This is a genomic window from Coleofasciculus sp. LEGE 07092 (assembly GCF_015207375.1).
Taxonomy (GTDB): Bacteria; Cyanobacteriota; Cyanobacteriia; order Cyanobacteriales; family Coleofasciculaceae; genus LEGE-07092.
On sequence record NZ_JADEWY010000056.1, the window covers coordinates 15,402 to 39,641 of the forward strand.

Sequence of the window (24,240 nt, forward strand, 5' to 3'; positions counted from 1 at the left end):
AATTTCTTATATCATCAGCAGTGAACAGTGCAATAGATTTCCAACTAAGAGCTTAAAACGTAGGCTTAATTGTCGTTGATTAAAATCCGTGATTGTACTGAATCGACGATTAGAAGACGACCCTGCATTCAATCTCATTACAGAAAAATGATTGAAACCCAACGGAGATAAAACTGATGACCCCATTAGCTCCCAAAAACTCTTAATTGACAGCGTATACAAGCCGTAGCGCCAAAGGGGTGTAATCCAATCAGCTTGCAAAGCTGCCTTTAACCAAAAGAGGGTAATTCCAGGGGTTCCACACTGACTACTTTGTCGTGCTAAGTACATATAAAAACTACTCTTAGACAACCGATAAAGCGCTCCAGGAATCTCTGGATGATTTTGCCGAACCACCTGCAAAATCAAGTTGTGAGACTTCGCCATTTTGCTATAATCGCGAGACATACTGCTTTGAATCTTGCGATAACCAATCAAAAACTCCGACACCACTCGAAATTGATAGTATTCGGCAATTCGCAAATAAAGCTCCCAGTCTTCACACCCTTGAGCATCTTGTTCTTTCAGTTGGCAACTATAGCCGCCAATTTTTTCGAGGCAAGCACGGCGAATTATAGAAGCACTGGAATTTCCTAAAAAATTGTGACAAATTAGTGTTTTATAAACATCTCCCTCAATACTAGAAGCACGGAACTCTCCCATTGGTGCGTCATCTTCATCAATATCCACTGACCAAGAATAGACTAACCCAACCGATGGGTCTGAATCTAGAAAACACTGCACTTGCTTTTCAATATTTTGTGGATACCAAATATCATCAGCATCAATCGGCGCAATGAATTCTCCCTGGGATTTTTCAATTCCTAAATTCCGGGCTGCTGCCACTCCTGAATTGAGCTGTTGCAACAAAATGACCCGCTTATCTTGTCCACCAATAGATTGAACAATCTCAGCCGTCCGATCTTGAGAGCCATCATCGACAACTAAAACCTCCAGATTCTTATAAGTTTGAGACAGGACAGATTTTAAAGTTCGTTCAATAAACGCTTCGGCATTATAAGCGGGGATAATGACCGAAATTAAGGGAGATTGAGAAACTGGCTGTTCGCTATTCATCCTTGCTAGATTGCTGTTCCATTTATACAACCGCAGTAATTTAACTACTTGTTAGTTCCTCTGACTGACCGTGGCGTTTCTGATGCCAGTTCCAAGCGTGGTCTATCATATCTTTCAAGTCTGGATATTGCGGTTTCCAGCCCAAAACTCTCCTAGCTTTTTCCCCACTGCTAACCAGGGTAGGCGGATCACCAATACGGCGATCGCATTCTACAACGTTGATGGGTTGCCCCGTTACCTCTTTCACTGTCTCAATCACTTGTCGAACAGAGAAACCATTACCATTACCCAGGTTAAAAATTTCACTCCTATCCCCTTCGAGCAGGTATTCTAACCCCAAAACATGAGCTTGAGCTAAATCGGCAACGTGGATGTAGTCGCGAACGCAGGTTCCATCAGGGGTTGGATAATCCGTCCCCAAAATTGAAATAGAGTCTCGCTTGCCCATTGCCGCAAACAACACCGATGGAATCAGATGCGGTTCCGGGTCGTGGTCTTCGCCCAATTCTCCAGCAGGGTCTGCCCCAGCCGCGTTAAAATAGCGAAAAATTACTGACTTCAACCCGTAAGCCCTATCAAAATCCGCCAAAATCTTTTCCACCATTAACTTGCTGCTGCCGTAGGGATTGATGGGATTTTGGGGCTGTTCTTCAGTAACGGGAATTGACTGAGGGATGCCGTAGGTAGCACAAGTCGAGGAAAAGACAATTTTTTTGACCGATGCTGCCATCATCGCTTCCAGTAATGTCAACGTCCCCGCCACGTTGTTTAGGTAATAGTTCAGGGGATTTTGTACAGATTCCCCCACATAGGCATAGGCAGCAAAATGGATGACTGCCGTAATCGGATGCGCGGCAAACAGCTCATCAAGTAAGGCGCGATCGCTGATGTCTCCTACAATGAGCTTGGCTTGCAATACCTTGTCAACAAAGTCCTGATGTCCACGTACTAGGTTGTCGAGGATGATGACTGGGTAGTTGGTTTTCTGTAATGCTCGTACCGTATGAGCCCCGATAAAACCCGCTCCTCCAGTTACCAGAATGCTTGGCTTGATAAGAGGCACAGTGACTGAATCCTTAAATTGTATTGATTATTAGATTTATGCAACAAGTTTTGTGCTATGGTTGACCATTGCCCCGTTATAATCGCAAGACTTAGCGGGGGCTTCTCAAATAGAGAGATCTAAATTTCCTCCTATCTATATCTATAAAGATGGTGCTTAATAGCTAACGCTAACACGTGCTGAGTATCCCAGGGAGTCGCCACGCGAAGCCAAGATGAGTCCCACCGAAGATACTGCTGTGTAACTCAAGATATAACACTAATTGTTTTGCTTTGGGGGTATAATATCGGCAGATTTACTAACTCTTCATATTATCTGCACAAATATTAACGTTCGATAAAGATGTTAGTGAATCTCCTCATCGGACAATTTATTTAGAAATATTTCAAGTATGATGATTCATGACTACTTGACGAAATTGACGGAATTCGGCTAAAAAATGTTCCGGCGTTGATTTGATATAGCTTGACTCATAATATCAATCTCTATATGATTCCTTCTACTCCTACTCCCGAACTAACTGTTTCAGTGATCATTCCCGTGTATAACGGGGGCGAGAACTTTCGGCGATGTCTTTCGAGTCTGCGTCAAGCGGTGCCTTATCCCCACGAAGTGATTGTGGTAGCAGACGGCGACACTGATAGTTCCTGGCGTGTTGCTCAGGAATTCGGTGCCAGAGTCATTCGAGTCCCTGAATCTGAAGGTCCTGCCAAAGCCCGAAATCTAGGAGCAATAGTAGCCCAAGGTGAGATTATTTTTTTTGTCGATGCCGATGTCGAGATTTATCCTGACACGATCGCTAAGGTAGCGGCAACCTTCAACCAAGAACCCGATTTAGCCGCGCTGATTGGTTCCTACGACGATACGCCTGGAGCCAGCAATTTCTTGTCTCAGTACAGAAATTTGTTGCACCATTACACTCACCAAACCTCCTCTGAAGAAGCATTTACATTCTGGGGAGCCTGTGGCGCAATTCGTCGTGACATCTTCTTAGAAGTAGGTTGCTTCTACGAGACTTGGCGCAATCGGATTGAAGACATTGAGTTAGGTTGTCGGCTAAAGCAAGCCGGTTACACGATTAAGCTGGATAAGACCCTCCAAGTGAAGCATCTTAAACGCTGGGAAGCGCTTTCTATGCTGAAAGCTGACTTTTTTTACCGAGCACTGCCTTGGACTGATCTGATCCTATCCAATCGCCAGGTCGCCAACGATTTAAATCTCAAACTCTCCAACCGAATTAGCGTTGTATTAGTCTATACCTTACTGGCTGCTTTAGCCGCCACTTGGTGGTGGTCTAGTGCTGTGATTGCCGTCTTTGGCTTGAGTCTGGCTCTTGTGGTTATCAACGCTCCCGTCTATCAATTCTTTTATGAAAAGCGTGGTTTGAAGTTTGCCATTTCCACCATCTTTTGGCATTGGCTCTACTATGGGTATAGTGGATTAGCTTTTGCAATTGGTATAGTGCGCCATTCATTGAAAAATCGCCAATGGTCTATCAGAGCATTTGAAAAGTCTAGCTTTAGTGACTTAACAGCTAACTACGGCAGTATTTTGGCATCAATGCTTGCTGAAGCCGTCGCCCCATCAGCTTTCGCTTTACTGGTAGCAAGCCAATGCCTATAATAACTGAGTTCTTGTACTAATCACAACAATCTGTCAGTGGTTAAAACCACTGTCTCATAGCTTGCATTCGTCTTTAGACGACTGCATCAGAGTTTTAGGTGCTATTAGACAGGGAATACACTGCCCACTCTACTTATCGAGGATTTGGGGGAGGCGATAAGTCTCGCACCATAATCTATGATTGGTGGGAGAGAATGTCACGCCTGTATTTTGAACTCTAATGCTTTACTTTATTATTGCTTGGGCTTTTCTCACGGTCCTTTGTTATGTAATAGGAACAAACCTTCTGAATACCTTTAAAGCGGATTGCTTTGAGCAACGCGGCGATCGCTTTATTATTGCGGTATGGCTAGGAGTAGTAGTTCTTTGTGTCTCTCTCCTGACTACTTCATTGGTTTTGCCGTTATCTAGCTTAGTTGGTTTAGGCGTTTCTGTCATTCTGGTTTCCTTATCCCTGTTGTCGCGACAGACACGGACGGAGGTGACAGATTTTTCGTCCAATCTTTCTTTGAATTTAATTGGAGGGTTTTTTACCCTAGAGGTTGTTGTTGCTTCCTTGACAAGCCAACAAGTTACCTGGATTGATACAGGTTTGTATCACTTTGGCGCAATTCACTGGTTATCTGAATATGGAGCCGTTCCTGGTGTTGCTTTAATTCAGAATAGATTTGGTTGGACTTCGTCATGGTTCGCCCTGGCTGCACCTTTCCATTCGGAAATATTCGGCGATCGCGTCAGTGCTATCACCAATGGTTTTGCTCTACTCATCACTATTCTACATTTTCTACTGAGTATTGGTCATATTTTTACAAAAAAGGCAAAACTTGCAGACTGGTTAGTGATAATCTCATCATTCATTATTCTGCCCATGTTGATGATTAGAAGCCTGCCGATTGTTAATAAAAAAAGCCTCATGTCGATCATCTTAGTTTCGCCGTCCCCTGATATACCTATACTTCTGCTGACATTAGTTGTAGCCTGGACAATTCTAATTATTTCAGACACTAATAAACTCCTTTGGGATGCCGATAATAATTTTACTTTAGATGCTAGAATCATTCCGCTAATTCTCGCAGCAGGAGCTGTGACTATGAAACCGACGGCTTTTCCTCTCCTGCCTGTAGTCGGTCTTTTTTATCTGTCTGGAAAAAACCTTAGCATTCAGCGAATCTTTTCTGGAATTATCATACTTTTTTTGCTGCTATTCCCAATGTTAATATTTGGAATTATTACCTCTGGATGTCCCCTCTTTCCCTCATCATTTATGTGCCTTGATCTCCCCTGGTCTGTCATAGACAAAGAACAAATGGCAAGAAATGTTGGCATTGCCGGATGGTGGAAATGGTTTGGTTCTCCGCCATCTGGTGAAAATTATTTGCTCTGGGTATTGACCCAATGGTTTAAGAATAATCTACTCAACCAATTAATGGTTGTACTGCTTATTGTTTCAGTTATGTTTGCTATTTGGATTTTAAAAACAGCGAAAATTCGGGAGATTTGGGGTCATATATGGGTAATAGCAATCGGCGTCACAGGAATTGCCTTTATAATGATAGTATCACCGATTATTCGATTTGGTTTAGGATATTTTTTACTGATCCCTGCTTTATTAGTTGCTAGTTATATGCAAAAAATGGTTAGTATAATTTTATCTCAAAAGAGCCATGATTTTAATTTTTTATTTCAACGAAAAAAATTATCTAAATTCAAGGGGGTAGTTCCTTTCTTCATGGCAAGCTTGGCTACAGTTGCACTGGTTCAAGGTATCACTCAATCTCGTTTTGTTCTACCACCTGCGATGCCGAAGGTTCAAGTTATTACTGCACAGTTAAACGATATTCAGTACGTCTATCCTGAAGAAAAAGCACTTTGCTGGGGAACCGAGTTACCTTGTGCATTAGGACCTATCGAGCAAACTATCAAACTGCGTGATCCGTCACAAGGAATAGGAGGTGGCTTCATTCATGCCAGATAATAAGTTTTGACCAATAACCGAGTTAAAAACGATGAGCCTATTCAACCAAATCCTCAACGCCATCGATAATCCTAATCAGCAAGCCAACCCTAGCCAGCTAGCCAGCATTGTCAGTACGGTGCAACAGTTGAGCAATAATGCCAATACTGACGCCTCAACAATTCAATCAGTTTTATCCGTTGTCGGTAAATATGCCCGCCCTGCCTTGCAACAAAAGCGACAAGCCGACGGTGAGCAACAAACTCAATCCTTTGTCAATCAGTACAGCGGCACTCAGCCCAGTACTCAAGCGGTTGAGTCGCTTTTTAGTATGCCTCAGATCCAGCAACTCGTACAGGAAGCCGCACAACGGACGGGACTCAATGCTGGTATGATTCAATCTATGCTGCCAATATTGGTGCCGTTGGTGTTGAATTTCCTACAAACGGGTGCAGACGCTCAGAACCCCCAAGGTTCCAATTCTGTTCTTAGCAGTTTCTTAGATTCTGATCAAGATGGTGATGTTGATATCTCTGATGCGATGAAGCTTGCCTCTCGCTATTTGAATCCTTGATAGCGTGGAGGGGATGGGGCGCGGGGGGAATAAATGAAACTTTCCCGTTCCCCACCTCTTTCAGGATGAAGCGCGAGCCGCTTGCACGAGTAACTTGGCGAGTTGAGTTAGTTGCTTTTTGTCAAAGGCTTTGACAATTGCTTGAGCGGCGGCTTTGGGTTCTACGGTAATTGTTATCTGTTTGGGAGTCGCTTTACTCGCTGGGGGTGAAGTAGCAGGTGGGGTGCTGGCGAGTTTCTGCAAGGTGGGACTCACTGTTAGGGTACTCCCTTTACCCCCCTGTAATAAATCGCTGGCGTTTTTGAGGTCTTTGATGAGGATTGGAGCAAGAGTTGGATAAGAATTTTGCGAATTCGCTATAGCTTTAGATGCGACTCGGACTAACCCTTGCCACGATTGTACTCCCTGACCGAGCTTGGCTAAATGCTGGCAGTTTTCCTGAAGTTTTTGGCGGCTGGCTGGCGTATCTTTTTGTTTGAAGAGCTGCAACATCTGTTTCAGGATGCCCATTACTTGAGACGCAAACTTAGGGGAGACTTTGCCAGCAGCTTTGCTCGGTTCGGGTGAGGGTGCCGCTGTTGCTGGTGGGCTGCCATCACTGATTAAGCTTTCAAGGTGAGCCTGTAGTTTTACAAAATGCGGTTCTGCTGCTTGTAAGGCTTGCTCCGCTTCTTCTTCCCGCAAACCAAAGGGTCCTTGGAGTTGATCGAGTAAGGCTTTGAGGGTGTCGTATCCCTGTAAAAACAGATTCTCCAGATTGCGGTCAACTTCGATAGGATGCTCTTTGAGTATCTTCAAACCATCCTCTAAGCGGTGGGCTGTTTTTTGTAAGCTGCTAAAACCTAGCATAGCCGCACCACCCTTGACAGAGTGGGCAGCGCGGAACATTTCATTGACGGTTTCTGGGTCTTTAGCAACCTCTCGTAAATTTAAGAGTCCTTTTTCGAGGGTGTCAAGGTGTTCTTTCGCCTCTTCAATGAAATAGCCTAAAATTCTTTGCTGATTCCCCGAATCCACAGCCGTTTTCCCTAATCAAAACGATTTTGTGTAAAAGAGACCTGCAAGGGCTACATCTGGAAATGTTGGCACCGAGTACAAGCGATCGCAGGTTTTGCCCAATTTATCGGTCAAACTCTTTTCTTAGAGTAGCCGAAAGAGCCTGAACAATTCTGCTTTTTCTGCTTCAGTCAGGATACCTCAATTTGGCGGACAGCGGTAAGGGCAGAGTAGCTGACACCAGCAGTTCCTTCACCCGGATGAGTGGAATCGCCCACCAACCACAACTGCTGAATTGGTGTGCGCGTGGCAAAGCCAAAGGGTCCAAAATTTGGTATCCGTTGACCAATACCCCCCACAATTCCCAAGTCCCGTCCGGTGTAGCGGGCAAAGGTGCGGGGAGTTGCCGTCTCTTGGTGGAGGATGGTTTCGGGTTTTAAGTAAAAGTATTGGTTCAAACGAGCGATCGCCTCTTCTGTAAACTGTTGTTTTAGTTGGTCATAATCGTCCTTTGAACCCTGCCACCACCGTTTAGTATCGGTAAACGACGAAGCAATAATCGTAGCTTTTCTCTCTGGGGCACGACCATCTCCCAGTTTGCTGACGGAAACAAAGAGAGAGTTATTTTCCCCAATCTGTCCATTGTAGTCGTATAGAAACTGGAGGTGGGGGGGACAACCGGGGGGAATCGCACTTTGATCAACGCCGAGATAGATAACGAAAGCACCAGAAGCTGGCGGCAATTTATCGATCCGATGCTTGTAACCTCTAGGTGCTTCTTCTCCTAATAATTTCACTACGTTTTGCACGGTGACGTTGGCAACGATTTCATCAGCGGGTTCGTTCCACACGTCCCCGGTTTTCTGATTTCTCACCGTTACCCCAGTTGCTTTGCCACCTGAAACTTGAATCTGTTCAACGGTATGGCGCATCAGCAGTTTACCACCCCACTTTTCTAACGCCGCCACCAGGCGATCGCTCAAAACTTGCATACTTCCTTGCAGGTGAAACAGTCCTTGGGGTTCCTGGGAAACGCCCAGCGCTGTCGCTGCATACAGCAGTGCTGTTTCATCAGCATTCACCTGGGAGTAAAGCTTCAGTTGTAAATCTAGAAATGTCCGTAGACGCTGGTTGTGATAGAGTCCGTATATCCGTAATGCATCCCCTACAGTCATGAAGGTAAAGGGCAGGGTGATTAAGGTATCGGGACGCACGGCTGAGGATAGCTGCCACAAGTCCCAGAGATTGCGGGGGGGTAAAACTGGGTCGCGGGATTGAAATTTCCAGCTAGCCTTGAATAACGTTGCCATTAGCTGCCAAAAGGGTTCGCTACCAGGAAACTGTCGCTGCCGTTCGATTGCCCATTTTTCTGGGTCACGCCAAACGTTAATGGGTTCACTTTCACCCGGTAGAAATACCGCACAAGCTGGGTCGCAGGGTGTAGCGGCGGGTAGGTCTATTTCTAATTCGTCAAAAATTCGCTTGTGAATGCCACCCGGTTCTAATCCTGCAACTTGGGTGGCTCCCACATCGAAGGTAAAGCCGCGTCGTTTGAAGGTGGAGGCACATCCTCCAGGTACGAAGGCTTGGTCAAAAACTACTACGTCATAACCCCGACGGGCGAGGAGTGCGCCAGCCGTTAAACCGCCGATTCCCGCACCAATGACGACAACACGGCGGGTTTTGCTGTTGCCAGTAGGAACGTTTGGCATGAAATAACTTTATATTTCTTAATATTATTATCATAAAATAGAATTCAATCTTAGGCACAGACACAACATTTGGCAGGGACACGATACCAAAGTCACTACAATTAGTTAGTGGTTGACTGTTGACAAATGCGATGTTTTCTGTAATTAATATTTATGGTGGGAAAATATACGCGCCTGTAGTATCGCTTCAGTTCTATATGTAAGGCAGCAGACGGAGAACCATGAAACTAAGACAGCGGCTGGTATGCCTTCTCCTCGGGTTCATCGTGTGGTTTAGCTTACCAACTCCCACCTCTACCGCCAGTACATCGGCTGCTCCTCAGGTGCTGCATGTTCTCAATCGCCTCAGTTACGGTTTGAGTCCTGGGGATATCGAGGGGGTGCAATCGTCGGGTATCAAAGCTTATATTCAATCCCAACTTTCTCCAGAGTCTATCCCTCAAAGACCAAAACTCAAGGGACAGATTGAGCAGTTTGAAACCTTGCAACTGAGTCCTGTTGAACTGCTCAGAGACTACGAACCGCCTCAAGGAAAACGGCGAGAACAGTTATCTGAAGAAGAACTTAAAAACGCCAAAAAGAAAGCCAAACAACCGCTCAAGCAAGCCACAGACGCTCGTCTGCTCAGAGCGATCGCAAGTCCTCGGCAACTCCAAGAAGTGATGGTAGACTTTTGGTTCAATCACTTTAATGTATTCGCCCAGGACAAGGAAAATCGTTTTTGGATTGGCGCTTACGAAGAGCAAGCCATCCGACCTCACGTTCTCGGTCGCTTCCGGGATTTGTTGGCAGCTACTGCCCATCATCCGGCTATGTTACTTTACTTGGATAACTGGCAGAATACTGCACCCGGTAGTCGGGGTGCTAAGGGTAGATTTCGGGGTTTAAATGAAAATTATGCCCGTGAACTGATGGAACTCCACACCTTAGGAGTGGATGGGGGCTATACCCAGAAGGATGTGATTACCCTCGCTCGTATCCTTACCGGTTGGGGCTTAGACCGTGATGGCAGTCGTGGGAGTGAGAGTGGATTTTATTTTGATAGCGATCGCCACGATTACACCGATAAAATCTTTTTAGGTCAACGTATTAATGGCAGTGGTATTCAAGAAGGCGAACAAGCCCTCGATATCTTAGCTAGTCATCCGGCAACCGCCCGTCATATCAGCTACAAATTAGCTCAATACTTTGTTGCCGACGAACCCCCCTCAGGGTTAGTAGACCGTTTGGCGAAACGTTTCCGGCAGAGTGACGGGGATATTCGTGCTGTTTTAGAGACGTTATTTCAAAGCCGAGAATTCTTAAACCCTGACTATTACAGTAGTAAATTCAAGACTCCCTATCAGTACGCCATCTCCGCTGTGCGAGCTACTGGCGTAGAAGATTTCCGCCTCACCCGCACCTCCCGCTTTTTAGAACAGATGCAAATGCCCCTCTACGGTTGCCGTACTCCCAACGGCTATAAAATGACTCAAGGGATTTGGCTGAGTCCGGATGCGATGCTGCGCCGTCTCAATTTCGCTACAGCACTGGCGAATGGGTATCTGAGCGATGAGAAACCTAAAAATGTTGACCAACTGATTAGTACTTTAGGTAATAGGTTATCGGCTCAAACTCAAGAGGTGATAGAAAATAGTTCAGAAAAGTTACGTGCGGCGTTAATTCTGGGTAGTCCGGAGATGATGCGTCGGTGAGGAGGTCGAGTTTTATTCATAATTCATAATTCCTAATTCAACATGAACAGACGCAACGTTTTAAAATATGCCAGCCTCTTGGCGGCTGCGGGGCTTGTGCCGATAGGGATGCAGGGTTGGGCGGACAGAGGATTGGGTCAAAGCAATAACCGGAAGCGACTGATTGTGATCTTCTTGCGGGGGGGAATTGATGGACTGAATGTGGTTGTTCCTTATCAAGAGGCGGCGTATTATGATGCCCGACCGAAAATCGCTATTCCGAAGCCGGGTAAAAAAGATGGACTTTTAGATTTAGATGGTCGTTTTGGCTTGCATCCAGCTTTAGCTGACTTGATGCCTTTGTGGAAGCAGGGGAGTTTGGCGTTTATCCATGCTTGCGGTTCGCCGGATTCGACTCGTTCTCATTTTGATGCCCAAGATTATATGGAAAGCGGGACTCCGGGTGTTAAAAATACCCCGGATGGGTGGATGAATCGATTGTTAGCTACCCTCCCGAAGGGAATGCCGACTCAAGCGGTGAATATGGCTTCAATAACCCCTCGCATCATGATGGGTTCTATGCCGGTGGCGAACCTACCGATGGGCAGAAATTCTGACCGTTCTTTGTCGGTAGACCGTCCGGAGATTAATAGGGCTTTTGACCGTCTTTATAGTGGTAATGATCCTATCAGCCTTGCCTATCAGGATGGTCGAGAAGCACGGGAAATCTTGTTAGCGGCGTTGGAGTCGGAAATGAAGGCGGCGTCTAAGGGGGCACCCGACCCGAGTAAGTTGGGCAAACAAACCCAAAAATTAGCACGGCTATTGGTGGGGGATGCAAAAACGCAATTGGCATTTATGGATGTTGGGGGTTGGGATACCCATGTTAACCAAGGGGGTAGTAAGGGGGGGTTTGCTAGAAAGTTAAAGTCCTTAGGAGAAGGTTTGGTAACGTTAGTTGAGGAGTTAGGGTCGGTTTATTCAGATACAGCGATCGCAGTTTTATCTGAGTTTGGTCGCACGGTGAAGGAAAATGGCAATGGTGGCACTGACCACGGGCATGGTAATGTGATGTTGCTTTTGGGGGGTGGAATTCGGGGGGGTGAAGTGTATGGGGACTGGCTGGGATTAGAGGAATCGCAGTTGTATAATAAGCGTGACTTAGCAGTTACAACGGATTTCCGAGATGCGATCGCGTCGTTACTAGAGGAACATATGGAACTGAGTGCGTCTCAAATTAACTCAGTGTTTCCTGAGTATACAGTTAATCACCTCTCGTTAGTGAGATGATTGCAGGGTTTCTGGAGTACGGGGGTACTGGATTTACTCCCCCCAAGGTTGGGGGGTTGGGGGGGCTTTCGCAACGCTGTTTTCGTAAGTCCTGAGGTTTTGTTGGGTTACCCTAGCGCTAACCTAACCTACTCCCTATTCCCCAACCCTACAATCGGCTAGCAACTCAGAAGGAACGTCCGATTCAGAACTAGCAAGTCCTTGCAATCGCTGTCGATACGCCATTAACTGACTCCGAGACTCGGCATCCGATTCAACCACCAGCATTCGGTCAATAACTTTGATGGCTTGCGACCAGTTTTGACTGCAAAAAGCCTGTTTTAGCTGGGCATTCAAGTCTTCCGGCGGAGCATTTCTGGGACTGTTCCCATTCCCCACCAGTTGAAACGACTTAAAAAACCCTTCAATCGTTTTAGTTAAATTTCTTTCCTGACCCGTTAAGACAAAGACTTGATAAAATCGTTCGTTGACAATATAAGATTTACCGATTCCAATCCTGCCATCACTAAGCTGAACCCGAAATTCCCGTCCTGGAAAACCCCCCAAACTAATCGTTCGCTGGCTAAGTAATCTGCCACCAAAACCTTCAGCAAAACTCGCAGCTTCTCCCCTGAGAAACTCATTAACGTTTCGGGAATTAGGAACACCATTCGCTGGTAAATCTGCATAAGCTACTCCATAGAGTGCTTCATTCCCGCGCAAAACCGAAAAGATGCGCATCGGTATGCCACCCCGAGGAGTATCAATTGTTCGTCTTTGTTCGTCAGGCGTACCGGGCAGGAGTATCCGAAAGCCACCTTCTGTGTAAGAAAATGGCTTCCAGACAGACTGAGCGATTTGAATCGGTTGACTAGCTTGAACATTTTCAAGTCCAAAATAGCCACCGAAGAGAACAGTGGTTATAGCCAGGGGAATAAAAATTTTGTTATTCATTTTAAAACAGGCAACTAGAAGAGTTCGACATCCTTAAGCTGTTGGGCAATTTGCTGTTTAGCATTTGCCGCTTCTCCACAGGTGCGGGGTGTCGGAAATACCTTACCCGGATTTGCCAACCCTTTGGGATTGAAGACTTGATTGACCCATTTCATCGTCTCCAAATCTGCCTCACTGAACATATCCGGCATAAAGCATTTTTTATCCGAACCAATCCCGTGTTCCCCGGAAATACTCCCCCCAGCTTGCACGCAAAGTTTCAGGATTTCTCCCCCCAATTCTTCTACCTTCTCTAACGCCCCAGGCACAGAATTATCATAAAGAATCAGAGGATGCAAGTTACCATCGCCTGCGTGAAATACATTGGCAATCTGATAGCCGTATTTCTCACTCAACGCTTCAATTTCTTGGAGAACCCTTACCAGTTGCGTGCGGGGAATGACCCCATCTTGAACAAAATAATCGGGACTCATATTCCCAGCGGCAGCAAATGCGGCTTTGCGACCTTTCCACAACTTCAACCGCGTTTCTGGGTCACTTGCTGTGGTGATATTTCGCGCCCCATTTTTCTTGCAAAGGTCGGCAACGCGCTGCTTATTGGTTTTTACTTCCACCTCTAAACCATCCAGTTCTACTAACAAGATGGCACCTGCATCTCTGGGATAACACCCCGTTGCCGCAACATCTTCTACCGCATTGATGCTGAGGTTATCCATTATTTCCATTCCACCGGGAATAATCCCCGCCCCAATAATATCGGCAACCGCACCACCCGCCCCTTCAATGCTGGGAAAGTCGGCTAGGACAACGCAAATAGATTCTGGTGTTTTGAGGATGCGCAGGGTAATTTCGGTGGCGATACCCAGGGTCCCTTCCGAACCAACAAATAACCCAGTCAGGTCGTATCCCGGCATTTCTGCAACCTGTCCCCCTACATCCACGATCGCACCATCGGGGAGAACTAATTTTAACCCTAAAACATGATTTGTTGTCACCCCATATTTGAGACAGTGAACACCGCCGGAGTTTTCGGCAACATTACCGCCAATAGAACAAATAATTTGACTGGAAGGGTCGGGGGCGTAGTAAAACCCTGCACCACTAACGGCTTGCGTTACCCAATTATTGATAATCCCCGGTTGCACGACAATTCGCTGGTTTTCCAGGTCAATATTGAGGATGCGCTTCATTAAAGCGGTGACAATTAAAATCCCATCTTCGACGGGTAATGCCCCCCCCGATAGACCTGTTCCAGCCCCCCGCGCTACCCAAGGGATCGTATTGCGATCGCAAATTTTCACCACCTCTGCCACTTGTTCCGTCGTTCGGGGCAGCACAACTAACGCCGGACGCTGCCGGTAACTCGCCAAACCATCGCATTCGTAGGTCAGCAATTCCTCTTTGCGGCGGACAACGCCATTTTTGCCAACGACGGCTTCAAATTGCTTGATGATCCGTTTCCAGTTCCGTTGTTGCTGGTCTGGGCGTAGGGTTTGGAGAATCATGGGTCGCTGGGTTTGATAGGGGAGCGATCGCAATCAACGACGCTTTTTTACAGACGATATCTCATTTTGAGTTTACTACATATTTTTCGATACACTCCTTCCAAAGCCAATACCCTTGCCCGTTCAAATGCACACCATCGGTTGTGTATTGAGCATTGAGTTCATTTTGGTTATCAGAAAATGCAGAAAACAGGTCGATATAAGGAAATGAAAAGGTTTTGGCTAACTCTTTGAGGCGGTTGTTCAATTCCACAACTTGATTGTTATTGATTTTTACTCCAAGTTTCTGCACAGACAGGGTTGTATTCGTCGGCAAAACGCTTTGAATAAAAACAGTTGTACCCGAAAGCTGACTTTTTAGGGTTTCTAAGATTTCACAGTAAGTCTTTAGCACCTCATCATTCCTTCTCCCTTGGATGATATCGTTAATTCCAATCAGGAGAAAAATGCTTTTAGGATTGGACTCCACAATCTCATCCAGTCGATTTAACACGCCATCCGTTCTATCCCCAGAAATTCCACGATTTTTTAGGGGAATATCTCTGAATAACTCCGACCATTCACCGTAATCCGTCAGGCTATCTCCTAAAAATACAACCTCTGACTCTCTGTGAAGTAAGCGGCTAAAGTGACTAGTTTTATCGCGATAGTAAGGAATTTCTTCTAGGGGAAAGAGTTTTGATTTTCGTCTCACTACACCCAATAGCCTCCGAATTAGGGAGAAAGCGAAACCCCTACGGATAATAATAAGAATCCCCAGTCCTAAGGTGAGGAGGTTCATGAGGATTGAAATCACTAAAGCAATGTTAAGGGTTGCGTCCATAAAACCTCAAATCAAAGCCCCACCACAACTAGAGCCACAACCCGCCGTACAACCGTAACAGTAAGAGGCGGTGCGAATCTCATCGATTACGTCTAAACTGCCAACATCCAACAGCTTACCAACTGTCAGAGGTTCTCCAGTACGAGACTTGGCTGGCACCTCTTCCATTTGATTAAAATCGCAGTCGTAAACATTACCCCGATAATCAATCGACAGTTCATTTCGACACATCAAATACTCAACGGTATCCGAGTTAAAGTTACGCTCTAAGAACCCCAGATAAGGAGCATAAACCTTGGTGCGTTGCAAATGAAACTTTGTTCTGCCAATGGGTAAGTTAGTAATCGTGAATAATTGGTTGAAGTCAATATCAAACTGTTCTTTGAGGAACATTTTATAATCCTGTTCCAATTTAGCCTGATCGGGAGCCAGAGAAAATTTTTCGCTAAAGGGTAAGGGCGGATTGTATACCAAATCCAGAATTAAATCTAAATTTCTCCCATAACCTAATTGATTCAGCCATTGAATAGCGCGAATAGAATCATTGTAAACGCCCTTGCCACGCATTTTATCTACATTGTCTTCTAAGTAGCAGGGTAGGGATGCCACCACTCTGACTTGGTGCTTGGCGAAGTAGTCTGGCAAATCTTCAAACCCAGACTCAAAATAAAGGGTTAAGTTGGAACGAACGATAACTTCTTTATCGGTTAATCGTGACGCCTCAACTAATGGCTTAAATCCATAGTTCATTTCCGGTGCGCCACCCGTCAAGTCAACGGTTTGAATTTGAGGATAACGATGAATCAGTTCGATAAGCTGGTTGCAAATTTCTGGAGTCAGTTCTTCAGTGCGTTTGGGACTCGCTTCGACATGGCAGTGTGTACAGGCTAGATTGCAGCGTTTCCCTAGATTGATTTGAAGAACCGTAATTTTGTTTTTTATTAAGGGTGTCTTCAGTTTTTTTCTAAATGGGGTGAGAGTTTTACTCGCCATTCCCTCTTGAATTTGTTGTTGAACCATGACTTTTTTGTTCTCTACTACACCCGATAAAGTTGAAATTGTTTATCAGTTCTGCTAGTCAGTATATTTAATCGGCTCCAACTCCAATCGATAGCGATAAAGTGCCACCGGTCGCTCCAACGCCTTAAAATAATTGGGGTCTTGAGGTGAAAGATAAACCGCTGTTACCTGCCATGCTTCAATTGAACGGGGTGAGGGCAGAAATTGATAGGATGTTGTAGTTTCCACTTCGTTAAAATACGGCTGAGGTGTTCCCCGAAAAAATTGATGGGTAATCTCAGTAGCAATAAAGCGATCGCTCTTTGGTATCTCAGCCCCTCGAGCCGTAACTACCGAAATAAGTTGACGCTCCGATCGCAAAGCGGTAATTTGACGATTGGGAGAATCTGGATCAACCTTAACCGAACGCACAGCCCGATCGCCCAGATAAGCCTTAGCAATGTTCAACCCATTGAATTCCCGATCAGCTACGACTACTGAACTCTCACGCCCCCGTTTCAGATTTTGAGTCGGTACAGACAAAAAGCGATCGCGAATTGCCGATAGCGACGGGTTAACCTTCTGAAACCGCACCTGAAACCGTACAGGCTGATTGAGATAGCGGCGATTGCTTTCAAACCCCGGCGTTACCACCTCTGGCGCTAAGGGAGCGATTTGTTCAGTTAGGGTACTAGTAACACTCCAAGTTCCCTCCATCCAAGCTGGGTAAACCAAATCCCCTTCCGCTACAGTAACGGCAGGTTTACTCTCCCAATCAGGAAACTGCGCTAAACGCTCAGCTAACACTCCTGCCTGCGCCTCACCCCCCAGCAGCAGCCCGATTAAAATCAGACACAATCCCAAAATCCGTCTCACCATTTATAAATTCTAAATTCTGCATTCAGCATAAGCGAAGCCGTCGGACATAAACAGCACTTACGCAGTTACACCCTCAACCCTTAGAAAGATGCAATCAATCTCCCTAGGACTGGTTGCTAAATTTGAGCCAATTATCCTAATATATGAATTGTGTATTACTTGTTTTACACTTGTCTTACAAGTTTGCAAATACAGTGTTCCTGTTGCTAAAGGAATAGCTTCTTTTGCTCCTAGAGTTGGCTTGCTATTCCGAAAAATCTAGAAAAAGCTCTCCTCAACTCCACCCTAAAAAGTACAGCGAAGGCTCGATTTCTTGTGACAAATTAATTTCTAATTTTCAATCAAGAAAGCGATCGCAGTTTTTAACTGATGTGGAGATTCTGTTGTAATCCTTACAAATTTATGAAATCCCAGCAGCCGGACACACGTCGCGAAGTGGAGAAATCCTTGGAAGTACTGTCACCCCAGGAAGCTGGCAAACTCTTAACAACCCTTGTGGGTACACAACGCATTAAGCAAGACTTGCAGGAACGGTCTACCGTACCCTTACTATGTGAATGGCTGGGCTATATGCCGTTGGGTTTGCAACTCGTAGGACACTACTTAGCCAAAAAGCCCGAAGTTTCTCTCAGTACAGTCTTAAGGCGGTTGGACGCACGCCAACGGCACGATAGAGAAACGACTCAATCAGAAACTACACTCAAGTGGAGGGTCGAAGCTGCATTAGAATTAGTCTGGCAGGAACTGGACTTAATGGCGCAGCAAGTCGCTCAATTGTTAGGCTTGTTTGCACCAACAGCCTTTCCCTGGGAATGGGTAGAGATTGCCGTGAGTGAGTCTCTCAATTGGCAGCAAGCTGACATCGAGCGAGCCAAAAACCAACTCAAGATGTGGCACTTGATGGAGTCGGTTATCGATCGAGAGAATTGCTACAAAATTCAGCCCATAATTCGAGACTTTTTTCAGCACAAGCTCAATGCATTAGAGTCACCCGCCACTCTCCTCTCTCGCTTCTCTGGTTATAGAAGCGGGGCATTGTCACAGGAAAGTGTTCAGCCACCTAACCCAATTCCTTTACCAGAACTCCCCGACAGCGAGAATTCATTAGAGACAGAAACAGTACAATCGGCTGAATGGCACCCCACCCTATCAATGTATCCCTACAAAGAGTTTTCAGGCAACTGCTGTATTGTAGAGGAGCCGCTACAGTTTGTAGACGCCGTACCTGCCAAACTCGATCCGAATCCCCAAATTCCCAGCGCCCCATCCTTGCAACCCAGCTCTGAAGACTCCCTCTCCAAGGAAAAACAGAGGTGGCAGCAGGAACACATCCAAGCCGACGATCTCAGACGGGCGTTTGCTGCTGCCGTAATCAAAGTTGTTCAGGGTATTTCTGATTCACCCACACCCCAGGATATCGAGTCTTTAAAAGAGGTGATTCCGCACCTGCAAGAAATTGCCCAGATGTTGCAAACAGCAGCAAGGGATGAAGAGTTACTATACTCGTTTGATAATTTAGGCAAATTTTATAAAAACCAAGAGTTAGCCGATTTGCTTTGGCTTTTTGATAAAGTCGGCAGATTTTATAAAAGTCAGGGATTATATGGGTTAGCAGAACCTTGGTTTGTGCAGTGTTTAGCGATCGCAAAAGCTGCCTTGGGAGAAGATCATCTTGATGTCAGCACCAGCCTCAACAATCTCGCCGGACTGTATTACTGCCAAGAACGCTATAGGGAAGCCCAATCCCTTTACCAGCAAGCATTAGACCTGAGAAAACGGCTGTTAGGAGCTCACCATATTGATGTGGCAACCAGTCTCAATAATTTAGCATCTGTCTATTACGCTCAAGGATGCTACAGCGAAGCTGAACCTCTGTACCTGCAAACATTGGAACTGAGAAGACGAATCTTGAGCAACAATCATCCCGATATTGCCACCAGCCTCAACAATTTAGGATTACTCTACTACGTTCAAAGACGCTACAGAGAAGCCGAACCCCTGTATATGCAAGCACTAGAACTGCGAAAACGCATCTTAAACAACAACCATCCCGATGTTGCCACCAGTCTCAACAACTTAGCCGGACTCTACAAAGCTCAACGACGCTACGCTGAAGCCGAACCCCTTTTAGTGCAGGCTTTAGAAGTCAGCGAGCGGGTTCTAGGTGTTGATCATCCCAATAGCGCCATCTTCCGCAAAAATCTCTCAGTTCTCCGCACTAAGCTACAAACAGGTTCGTCCTGGTTCCAGCGGATATTTTCACGGGATATCCCTCCTTCCTAAATCAACTCTATCTTTTAAGTAGGGTGGGCAACACCCACCTTCTCCCTTGAAGAGTTGCTAATGTGGGTTAATTCACTCGAAATGAAGTGCGGCGAAGAATGCGATCGCATTCTCATCCAAAGCTTCCGCTACTACAGCCATAGATGCAACTTGCGCCGTCCTTGGATTCGGAGGGATTAGGGCGTGGGGGGTGAAGGGTACTCTAACTCAACACCTGCGATACTGCATCCCCGGTAACTGAGACACCAACCCCTGCAATTCCAACAGCACCAGCGCCCCAGAAACCTCCCCCGCCGCCAAACCCGCTTCCTGGACAATGGTATCAAAGGATGTCGGTTCCGTCGTTAACGACTGGAACACCTGCACTAACTCCGGTGCTAAATCAGGTATTGGCTTAGGCGGCTCTGGCTCGAACAACGACAACTGCTCCCCCGCATCTAATAAGGGTATCGTCCCCAACATCTCTAACAAATGCCCCTCACTCAAAATCACATGCGCTCCCCGGTTTAATAATCCCAAACACCCCAACGACTTGTGATTATCCAACGAACCTGGTAACGCATAAACATCCCGGCAAAACTCATTCGCTTGATACGCTGTAATCAACGCCCCCGATTTAGTCGGCGCTTCCATCACCAAAACAGCACGGCTCAACCCCGCAATAATCCGATTGCGCTGGGGAAAATGGGGGCGGTTTGGCTGAGTTCCGGCAGGATATTCACTCAACACTAATCCCTGCTGCTGAATTTGTTCGTAAAGCCGCTTATTGCGCGGCGGGTAAATCATATCAACACCAGTACCCAGAACTGCCAAAGTTCTACCACCTGCCTCCAAACAACCCTGATGAGCTTCGGTATCGATTCCGGCTGCCATCCCAGAAACTACCGTAAAACCATGCTTCGCCAGTGCTGCACTAATTTTTCGAGTCCAACGCTTGGCATACTCGGACGGTTCACGGGTGCCCACAATTCCCACTACGGGCTTAATCCCTTGATTTTCTTGACGGTGAACCTGTCCGCGATAGTACAATACTGGCGGTGGACTAGGAATCTCTAGCAACAAGCGGGGATAGTCGGTATCGGCAGGCGTCCAGAAGCACGGATTTTTGAGGCTGTGTTGCTCTAGAAATTGCTCCGGGTTCAGTTGCACGCGCCCTTTTGCCACTGTCTCAACCAACCGCACCCCAAACCCCTCCACTGCTCCTATATCTCTAACTGGAGCTGTCCAAGCCTCTGCTAGAGTCCCAAAGTGCTGCTGGAGTCGTCTGAGCAGTATCGGTCCTATACCGACAATTTGCGACCATGCCAGCCAATAAGCGCGTTCTTCTGCCAACGAATTCTCCTGGTTCTTAAAACTTTATCTCAAAAATTCCCGTAAGCAATTAAGAATTAATTGCATTAACGGTACAATATCTCATGGCAACAGGACTGATCCATTTGAGGGTTGCCAAAACCCCTTGCGCCCCCATCCCTATCAAAGGTTGGGCAAAGAACTCTAGTTTACTTTAAAAGTTTGGAAACTAGGGGGGTGGGTGTCAGTCTGTCGTAAATTGCTGTCTAGACAGTAATTTGGAATGTTTAGAACCTCATTAGAACAACCACTTGTAGCGCATGAAAATTAAGAGACGCAGTATAATTGCTTTCTGTTCTGGATTGGCAGTCTCTCTAGTTGTGGGATGCACGAACCAGACACAAGCACCAACTGGAGAGGCGGGGGCAGATAACGCTACTGGCAGCGCCGCCAATGCCGGGGAAATCAATCTCTATTCTGCCCGTCACTACGACACCGATGACGCCCTGTATACCAACTTTACCGAAGAAACTGGCATCAAGGTTAATCTCATTGAAAGTGATGCCGATGAATTGATCGAAAAGATTAAGAGTGAAGGGGCGAATAGTCCTGCTGATGTCCTGATTACCGTTGATGCTGGGCGTCTCTGGCGGGCGCAAGAAGAAGGTTTACTACAACCGATTTCTTCTGAAAAACTAGAAGCAGCAATTCCTGCTAATTTGCGCGACCCTCAAGGAAACTGGTTTGGTTTATCCAAACGGGCACGGGTAATTGTTTATAACCCCGAAAATGTGAAGCCAGAAGAACTAACGAGCTACGAGGCACTGACTGAACCGGAGTGGAAAGGTCGTGTCTGCATTCGCAGTTCTGAAAATATCTATAACCAGTCCCTCGTAGCCTCAAAAATTGAAAGCAAGGGCGCTGAAGAAACTGAAAACTGGGTCAAAGGTTTAGTTGCTAACTTTGCTCGTCCGCCAGAAGGCAATGACACCGCTCAGATCAAAGCTGTGGCAGCCGGTCAATGTGATGTAGCCATTGTTAATCATTACTATGTTGCCCGCGTCAAGCAGTCAGAAGAGGCTGAAGATCAAGAGGTGGCATCAAACATTGCCGTTTTATTCCCCAATCAAAACGAAGAAGGCACTCACGTTAATATTAGCGGTGGTGGTGTCGTTGCTAATGCTCCGAATAAGGAAAATGCTGTTAAGTTTTTGGAATATTTAGTGACCCCAGAAGCCCAAGAAATATTTGCCAATCAAGCCAACGAGTACCCCGTTGTAGCTAACATCAAACCCAACTCGGAGGTGGCTAGCTTTGGAGAGTTTAAGGAATCCGACGTGAATGTGCTTTCCTACGGAAAAAATAATCCTGATGCCGTCAAACTGATGGATCGGGCAGGTTGGAAGTAGACACATTGATATAGGTTTCTTAGGTAGAGACGTTGCATACAACGTCTCTATTTTTTAGCAACAATTTGTTTGGCAACCCGAATCAGTTCATAGGCACCAGCACGGCTGAGGGTTTTATATTCATTGGGTTTTAGCCACTCTTCCTTAAATTTATTGAGCTTTTTAGAGTCAAGCAAGATGAGAACGGAGGGCGGATTAGGTTGAGTTGTAGCTTTTTTCTCAACGTAAGCTATTCCTTTGTGGTCTTCATCAAAGTAATTGACGGGTCTTTGACTGTAAAAAACAACACTAGGTTTTTTAAAGCCAATCATCAATAACTCTTCTCCGGGGCGTTCAACTTGAGCAGCGATCGCAGAAAGTTGCCGCAGGGGGAGTTGACGCGCTTCATCCATCAGGAAGGATGCCGGAGTCACGACAACCATCAAGAACGCTACAAACCCTATTAAATTAACCACTCCCAGCCATCGCCACCAACGCTGTTTTAGTAAAGCGATGGCAGCAGCAACAGCCGTTGCTCCCCAGATTGCACCTCCTCGCAGGGGTAAACCTGACGCTTGCAGACGTTCGGTTAAATTAGGCGCGGCTGGATCGTAACCGATAATATCAGGACTATAGAAAATTGCACCTGCAAGCACAAGTGACAACAAGACATTAATCACCCCACAGACTAGGAATAGTGGCTGACGCTTTTGCCCCTTACTTATAGAGGTACACAAGTCACTTCCTAGCAATGCAACCAAGATTGCCGCAGCAGGTATTAGGGGGAGGACATAACTGGGCAGTTTGGTCATGGCAATTGTAAAAAAGCCGAAGATGCCAGCAAACCAAAACAGGGCAAATAACCCTAACTGAGCAGAACGAGGAGAGGAACGCCATCGGTTTCGCTGCCAAAAGCGCAGCCGTGCGATCGCAACAGGCAAGTAACACGACCAGGGAACAAAGCCAACCAGTACAACTAGAATATAGAAATACCAAGGTTGAGAATGGTCGTAGTCTTTAACAACAGTTGTAAAGCGAGCAATATTATGGTATCCGAAAAACGAGTCGATAAACTCGCTGCCATTGGCTAAGGTGACTAAAACATACCAGGGTAGAGCCAGAGCTAGGACAAGGATTGAACCAAGAAAAAACCACATTTCCCGCAAAATCTGCCACAGGTTGCCCAAATACAGCCCAAATGAACCAATGATCAATCCGGGTAAGACAATACCAATCGGTCCTTTGGCAAGGACAGCCAAGCCAATCAGGATGTAAAACGCTAAATACCAAGCAGATAAATTTTTCTGATTCCTTTCCCCTTGGGCATACCCCAGGAAAAATGCCAGTAATGCCGTTCCCATACAGCCGGAGAGCAGCATATCAGAAACGCCAATCCTAGCCCAGATAATCGTTTGGGGATTGAGGGCAATCAGAGCAGCACCGATCCAGGCAGACAACCATCGCTGGCGCTCTAGAGTTGGACGTTTGGCATTGTCTTCTAATCCGGCATTGACTGAGAGAGTCAGACTACTAGGACGGGATACACCGAAATATCGCAGCGTATAGAAGGCTAAACCAGTTAGAGCGATCGCAGAAATGGCAGAGGGCAGTCGTACCGCCCATTCATTGACACCAATCAGGTTGTAACCAATCGCCATCAACCAGTAAATTAATGGCGGTTTATCAAAACGGGTATCACCGTTAAAGTAGGGTGTGATCCAGTCTCCTGTCACCGTCATCTGGCGAGCAGCTTCAGCAAACAACGGTTCAGTTTCATCAACCAAACCTGTACTGCCCAAATGCCACAAGAAAGCCACCCAGCTAATTGCCAGCAGCCATACAATCGAAAGCATCCAGATTCGACTCGGACGCTTTTCCCAAGATGTCCACCAATTTGTCAATGTACTCGCCACCCTAACGTTCATCTGCCAGTATTGGGTAAAGGGGCAACCTCGACAGTCCCATTCCAAAGCTTAATCTAATCAGAAATGCGATCGCTTTGTACTACCCAGTTATCCAATCCTTACCCTATCCAGACAGGTTAACTAGCCGAATGTGTTCCACCCTGACAAGGAGACAAGGAGATTTTTGAGGTGTTACTCTTCTTCCTAGCTCCCCAGCTCCCCAGCTCCTCTGCTC

18 protein-coding genes are annotated in these 24,240 nt (G+C 46.2%); 7 read left to right on the top strand and 11 right to left on the bottom strand.

Annotated elements, in window-relative coordinates:
• Nucleotides 1-6: 6 nt before the first annotated feature.
• Nucleotides 7-1,116, bottom strand: a complete 1,110-nt coding sequence (locus IQ257_RS15025) for a glycosyltransferase family 2 protein (RefSeq protein ID WP_193876160.1) — start codon at nt 1,114-1,116, stop codon at nt 7-9.
• A gap of 40 nt (nt 1,117-1,156) precedes the next feature.
• A complete protein-coding gene (gene galE / locus IQ257_RS15030; protein WP_193876158.1) occupies nt 1,157-2,179 on the bottom strand; it encodes a UDP-glucose 4-epimerase GalE in 1,023 nt (340 codons plus the stop codon).
• A 489-nt stretch (nt 2,180-2,668) separates the two neighbouring features.
• Between galE and IQ257_RS15035 the strand changes: the two genes are divergently transcribed.
• The 3 genes from IQ257_RS15035 to IQ257_RS15045 all read left to right on the top strand — a co-directional run bounded on the left by IQ257_RS15035 (nt 2,669) and on the right by IQ257_RS15045 (nt 6,330).
• Nucleotides 2,669-3,802: a glycosyltransferase gene (locus tag IQ257_RS15035; protein WP_193876156.1), complete on the top strand. Its 1,134-nt coding sequence runs from the start codon at nt 2,669-2,671 to the stop codon at nt 3,800-3,802.
• Between the two features lie 220 nt (nt 3,803-4,022).
• The gene (locus tag IQ257_RS15040) at nt 4,023-5,777 is read left to right on the top strand and encodes an LIC_10190 family membrane protein (RefSeq protein WP_193876154.1); all 1,755 of its coding nucleotides are present in this window, start codon (nt 4,023-4,025) and stop codon (nt 5,775-5,777) included.
• Nucleotides 5,778-5,808: 31 nt separating this feature from the next.
• Nucleotides 5,809-6,330 carry a DUF937 domain-containing protein gene (locus IQ257_RS15045; RefSeq protein WP_193876152.1) on the top strand — a complete coding sequence of 174 codons (522 nt, stop codon included), beginning with the start codon at nt 5,809-5,811 and terminating at the stop codon, nt 6,328-6,330.
• Nucleotides 6,331-6,390: 60 nt separating this feature from the next.
• Here IQ257_RS15045 and IQ257_RS15050 read toward each other — a convergent pair whose 3' ends face one another.
• Nucleotides 6,391-7,347 carry an Hpt domain-containing protein gene (locus tag IQ257_RS15050; RefSeq protein WP_193876150.1) on the bottom strand — a complete coding sequence of 319 codons (957 nt, stop codon included), beginning with the start codon at nt 7,345-7,347 and terminating at the stop codon, nt 6,391-6,393.
• A gap of 170 nt (nt 7,348-7,517) precedes the next feature.
• Complete coding sequence (gene crtD, locus IQ257_RS15055) at nt 7,518-9,038, bottom strand: C-3',4' desaturase CrtD (RefSeq protein WP_193876148.1); 1,521 nt, start codon at nt 9,036-9,038, stop codon at nt 7,518-7,520.
• A 221-nt stretch (nt 9,039-9,259) separates the two neighbouring features.
• Between crtD and IQ257_RS15060 the strand changes: the two genes are divergently transcribed.
• Complete coding sequence (locus tag IQ257_RS15060) at nt 9,260-10,732, top strand: DUF1800 domain-containing protein (protein WP_193876146.1); 1,473 nt, start codon at nt 9,260-9,262, stop codon at nt 10,730-10,732.
• Between the two features lie 42 nt (nt 10,733-10,774).
• Nucleotides 10,775-12,001 carry a DUF1501 domain-containing protein gene (locus IQ257_RS15065; protein WP_193933093.1) on the top strand — a complete coding sequence of 409 codons (1,227 nt, stop codon included), beginning with the start codon at nt 10,775-10,777 and terminating at the stop codon, nt 11,999-12,001.
• A gap of 135 nt (nt 12,002-12,136) precedes the next feature.
• On the opposite strand, the gene IQ257_RS15070 is transcribed toward IQ257_RS15065, so the two are convergent.
• From IQ257_RS15070 to IQ257_RS15090, 5 genes are all read right to left on the bottom strand, one after another.
• Nucleotides 12,137-12,934 (bottom strand): hypothetical protein, encoded by a 798-nt coding sequence (locus IQ257_RS15070; protein ID WP_193882755.1) that lies wholly within the window; start codon nt 12,932-12,934, stop codon nt 12,137-12,139.
• Between the two features lie 14 nt (nt 12,935-12,948).
• On the bottom strand, nt 12,949-14,439 hold the full coding sequence (glcD, locus tag IQ257_RS15075; protein ID WP_193933095.1) for a glycolate oxidase subunit GlcD: 1,491 nt from the start codon (nt 14,437-14,439) through the stop codon (nt 12,949-12,951).
• A 61-nt stretch (nt 14,440-14,500) separates the two neighbouring features.
• Complete coding sequence (locus tag IQ257_RS15080; RefSeq protein WP_193881050.1) at nt 14,501-15,262, bottom strand: GDSL-type esterase/lipase family protein; 762 nt, start codon at nt 15,260-15,262, stop codon at nt 14,501-14,503.
• A 6-nt stretch (nt 15,263-15,268) separates the two neighbouring features.
• Nucleotides 15,269-16,282, bottom strand: coding sequence for an arsenosugar biosynthesis radical SAM (seleno)protein ArsS (arsS, locus tag IQ257_RS15085; protein WP_322744346.1), 1,014 nt, complete (start codon nt 16,280-16,282; stop codon nt 15,269-15,271).
• 54 nt (nt 16,283-16,336) lie between these two features.
• Complete coding sequence (locus tag IQ257_RS15090) at nt 16,337-17,140, bottom strand: DUF6816 family protein (RefSeq protein WP_193881047.1); 804 nt, start codon at nt 17,138-17,140, stop codon at nt 16,337-16,339.
• A 402-nt stretch (nt 17,141-17,542) separates the two neighbouring features.
• Between IQ257_RS15090 and IQ257_RS15095 the strand changes: the two genes are divergently transcribed.
• The gene (locus IQ257_RS15095) at nt 17,543-19,423 is read left to right on the top strand and encodes a tetratricopeptide repeat protein (protein WP_228060728.1); all 1,881 of its coding nucleotides are present in this window, start codon (nt 17,543-17,545) and stop codon (nt 19,421-19,423) included.
• A 207-nt stretch (nt 19,424-19,630) separates the two neighbouring features.
• Here the strand turns inward: IQ257_RS15095 and dprA are convergent, their stop codons facing one another.
• Nucleotides 19,631-20,755 (bottom strand): DNA-processing protein DprA, encoded by a 1,125-nt coding sequence (dprA, locus tag IQ257_RS15100; protein ID WP_193881044.1) that lies wholly within the window; start codon nt 20,753-20,755, stop codon nt 19,631-19,633.
• Nucleotides 20,756-21,033: 278 nt separating this feature from the next.
• Between dprA and IQ257_RS15105 the strand changes: the two genes are divergently transcribed.
• Nucleotides 21,034-22,122, top strand: a complete 1,089-nt coding sequence (locus IQ257_RS15105; protein WP_193881026.1) for a Fe(3+) ABC transporter substrate-binding protein — start codon at nt 21,034-21,036, stop codon at nt 22,120-22,122.
• A 47-nt stretch (nt 22,123-22,169) separates the two neighbouring features.
• Here IQ257_RS15105 and IQ257_RS15110 read toward each other — a convergent pair whose 3' ends face one another.
• Nucleotides 22,170-24,026, bottom strand: a complete 1,857-nt coding sequence (locus IQ257_RS15110; RefSeq protein ID WP_193881023.1) for an ArnT family glycosyltransferase — start codon at nt 24,024-24,026, stop codon at nt 22,170-22,172.
• Between the last annotated feature and the right edge of the window lie 214 nt (nt 24,027-24,240).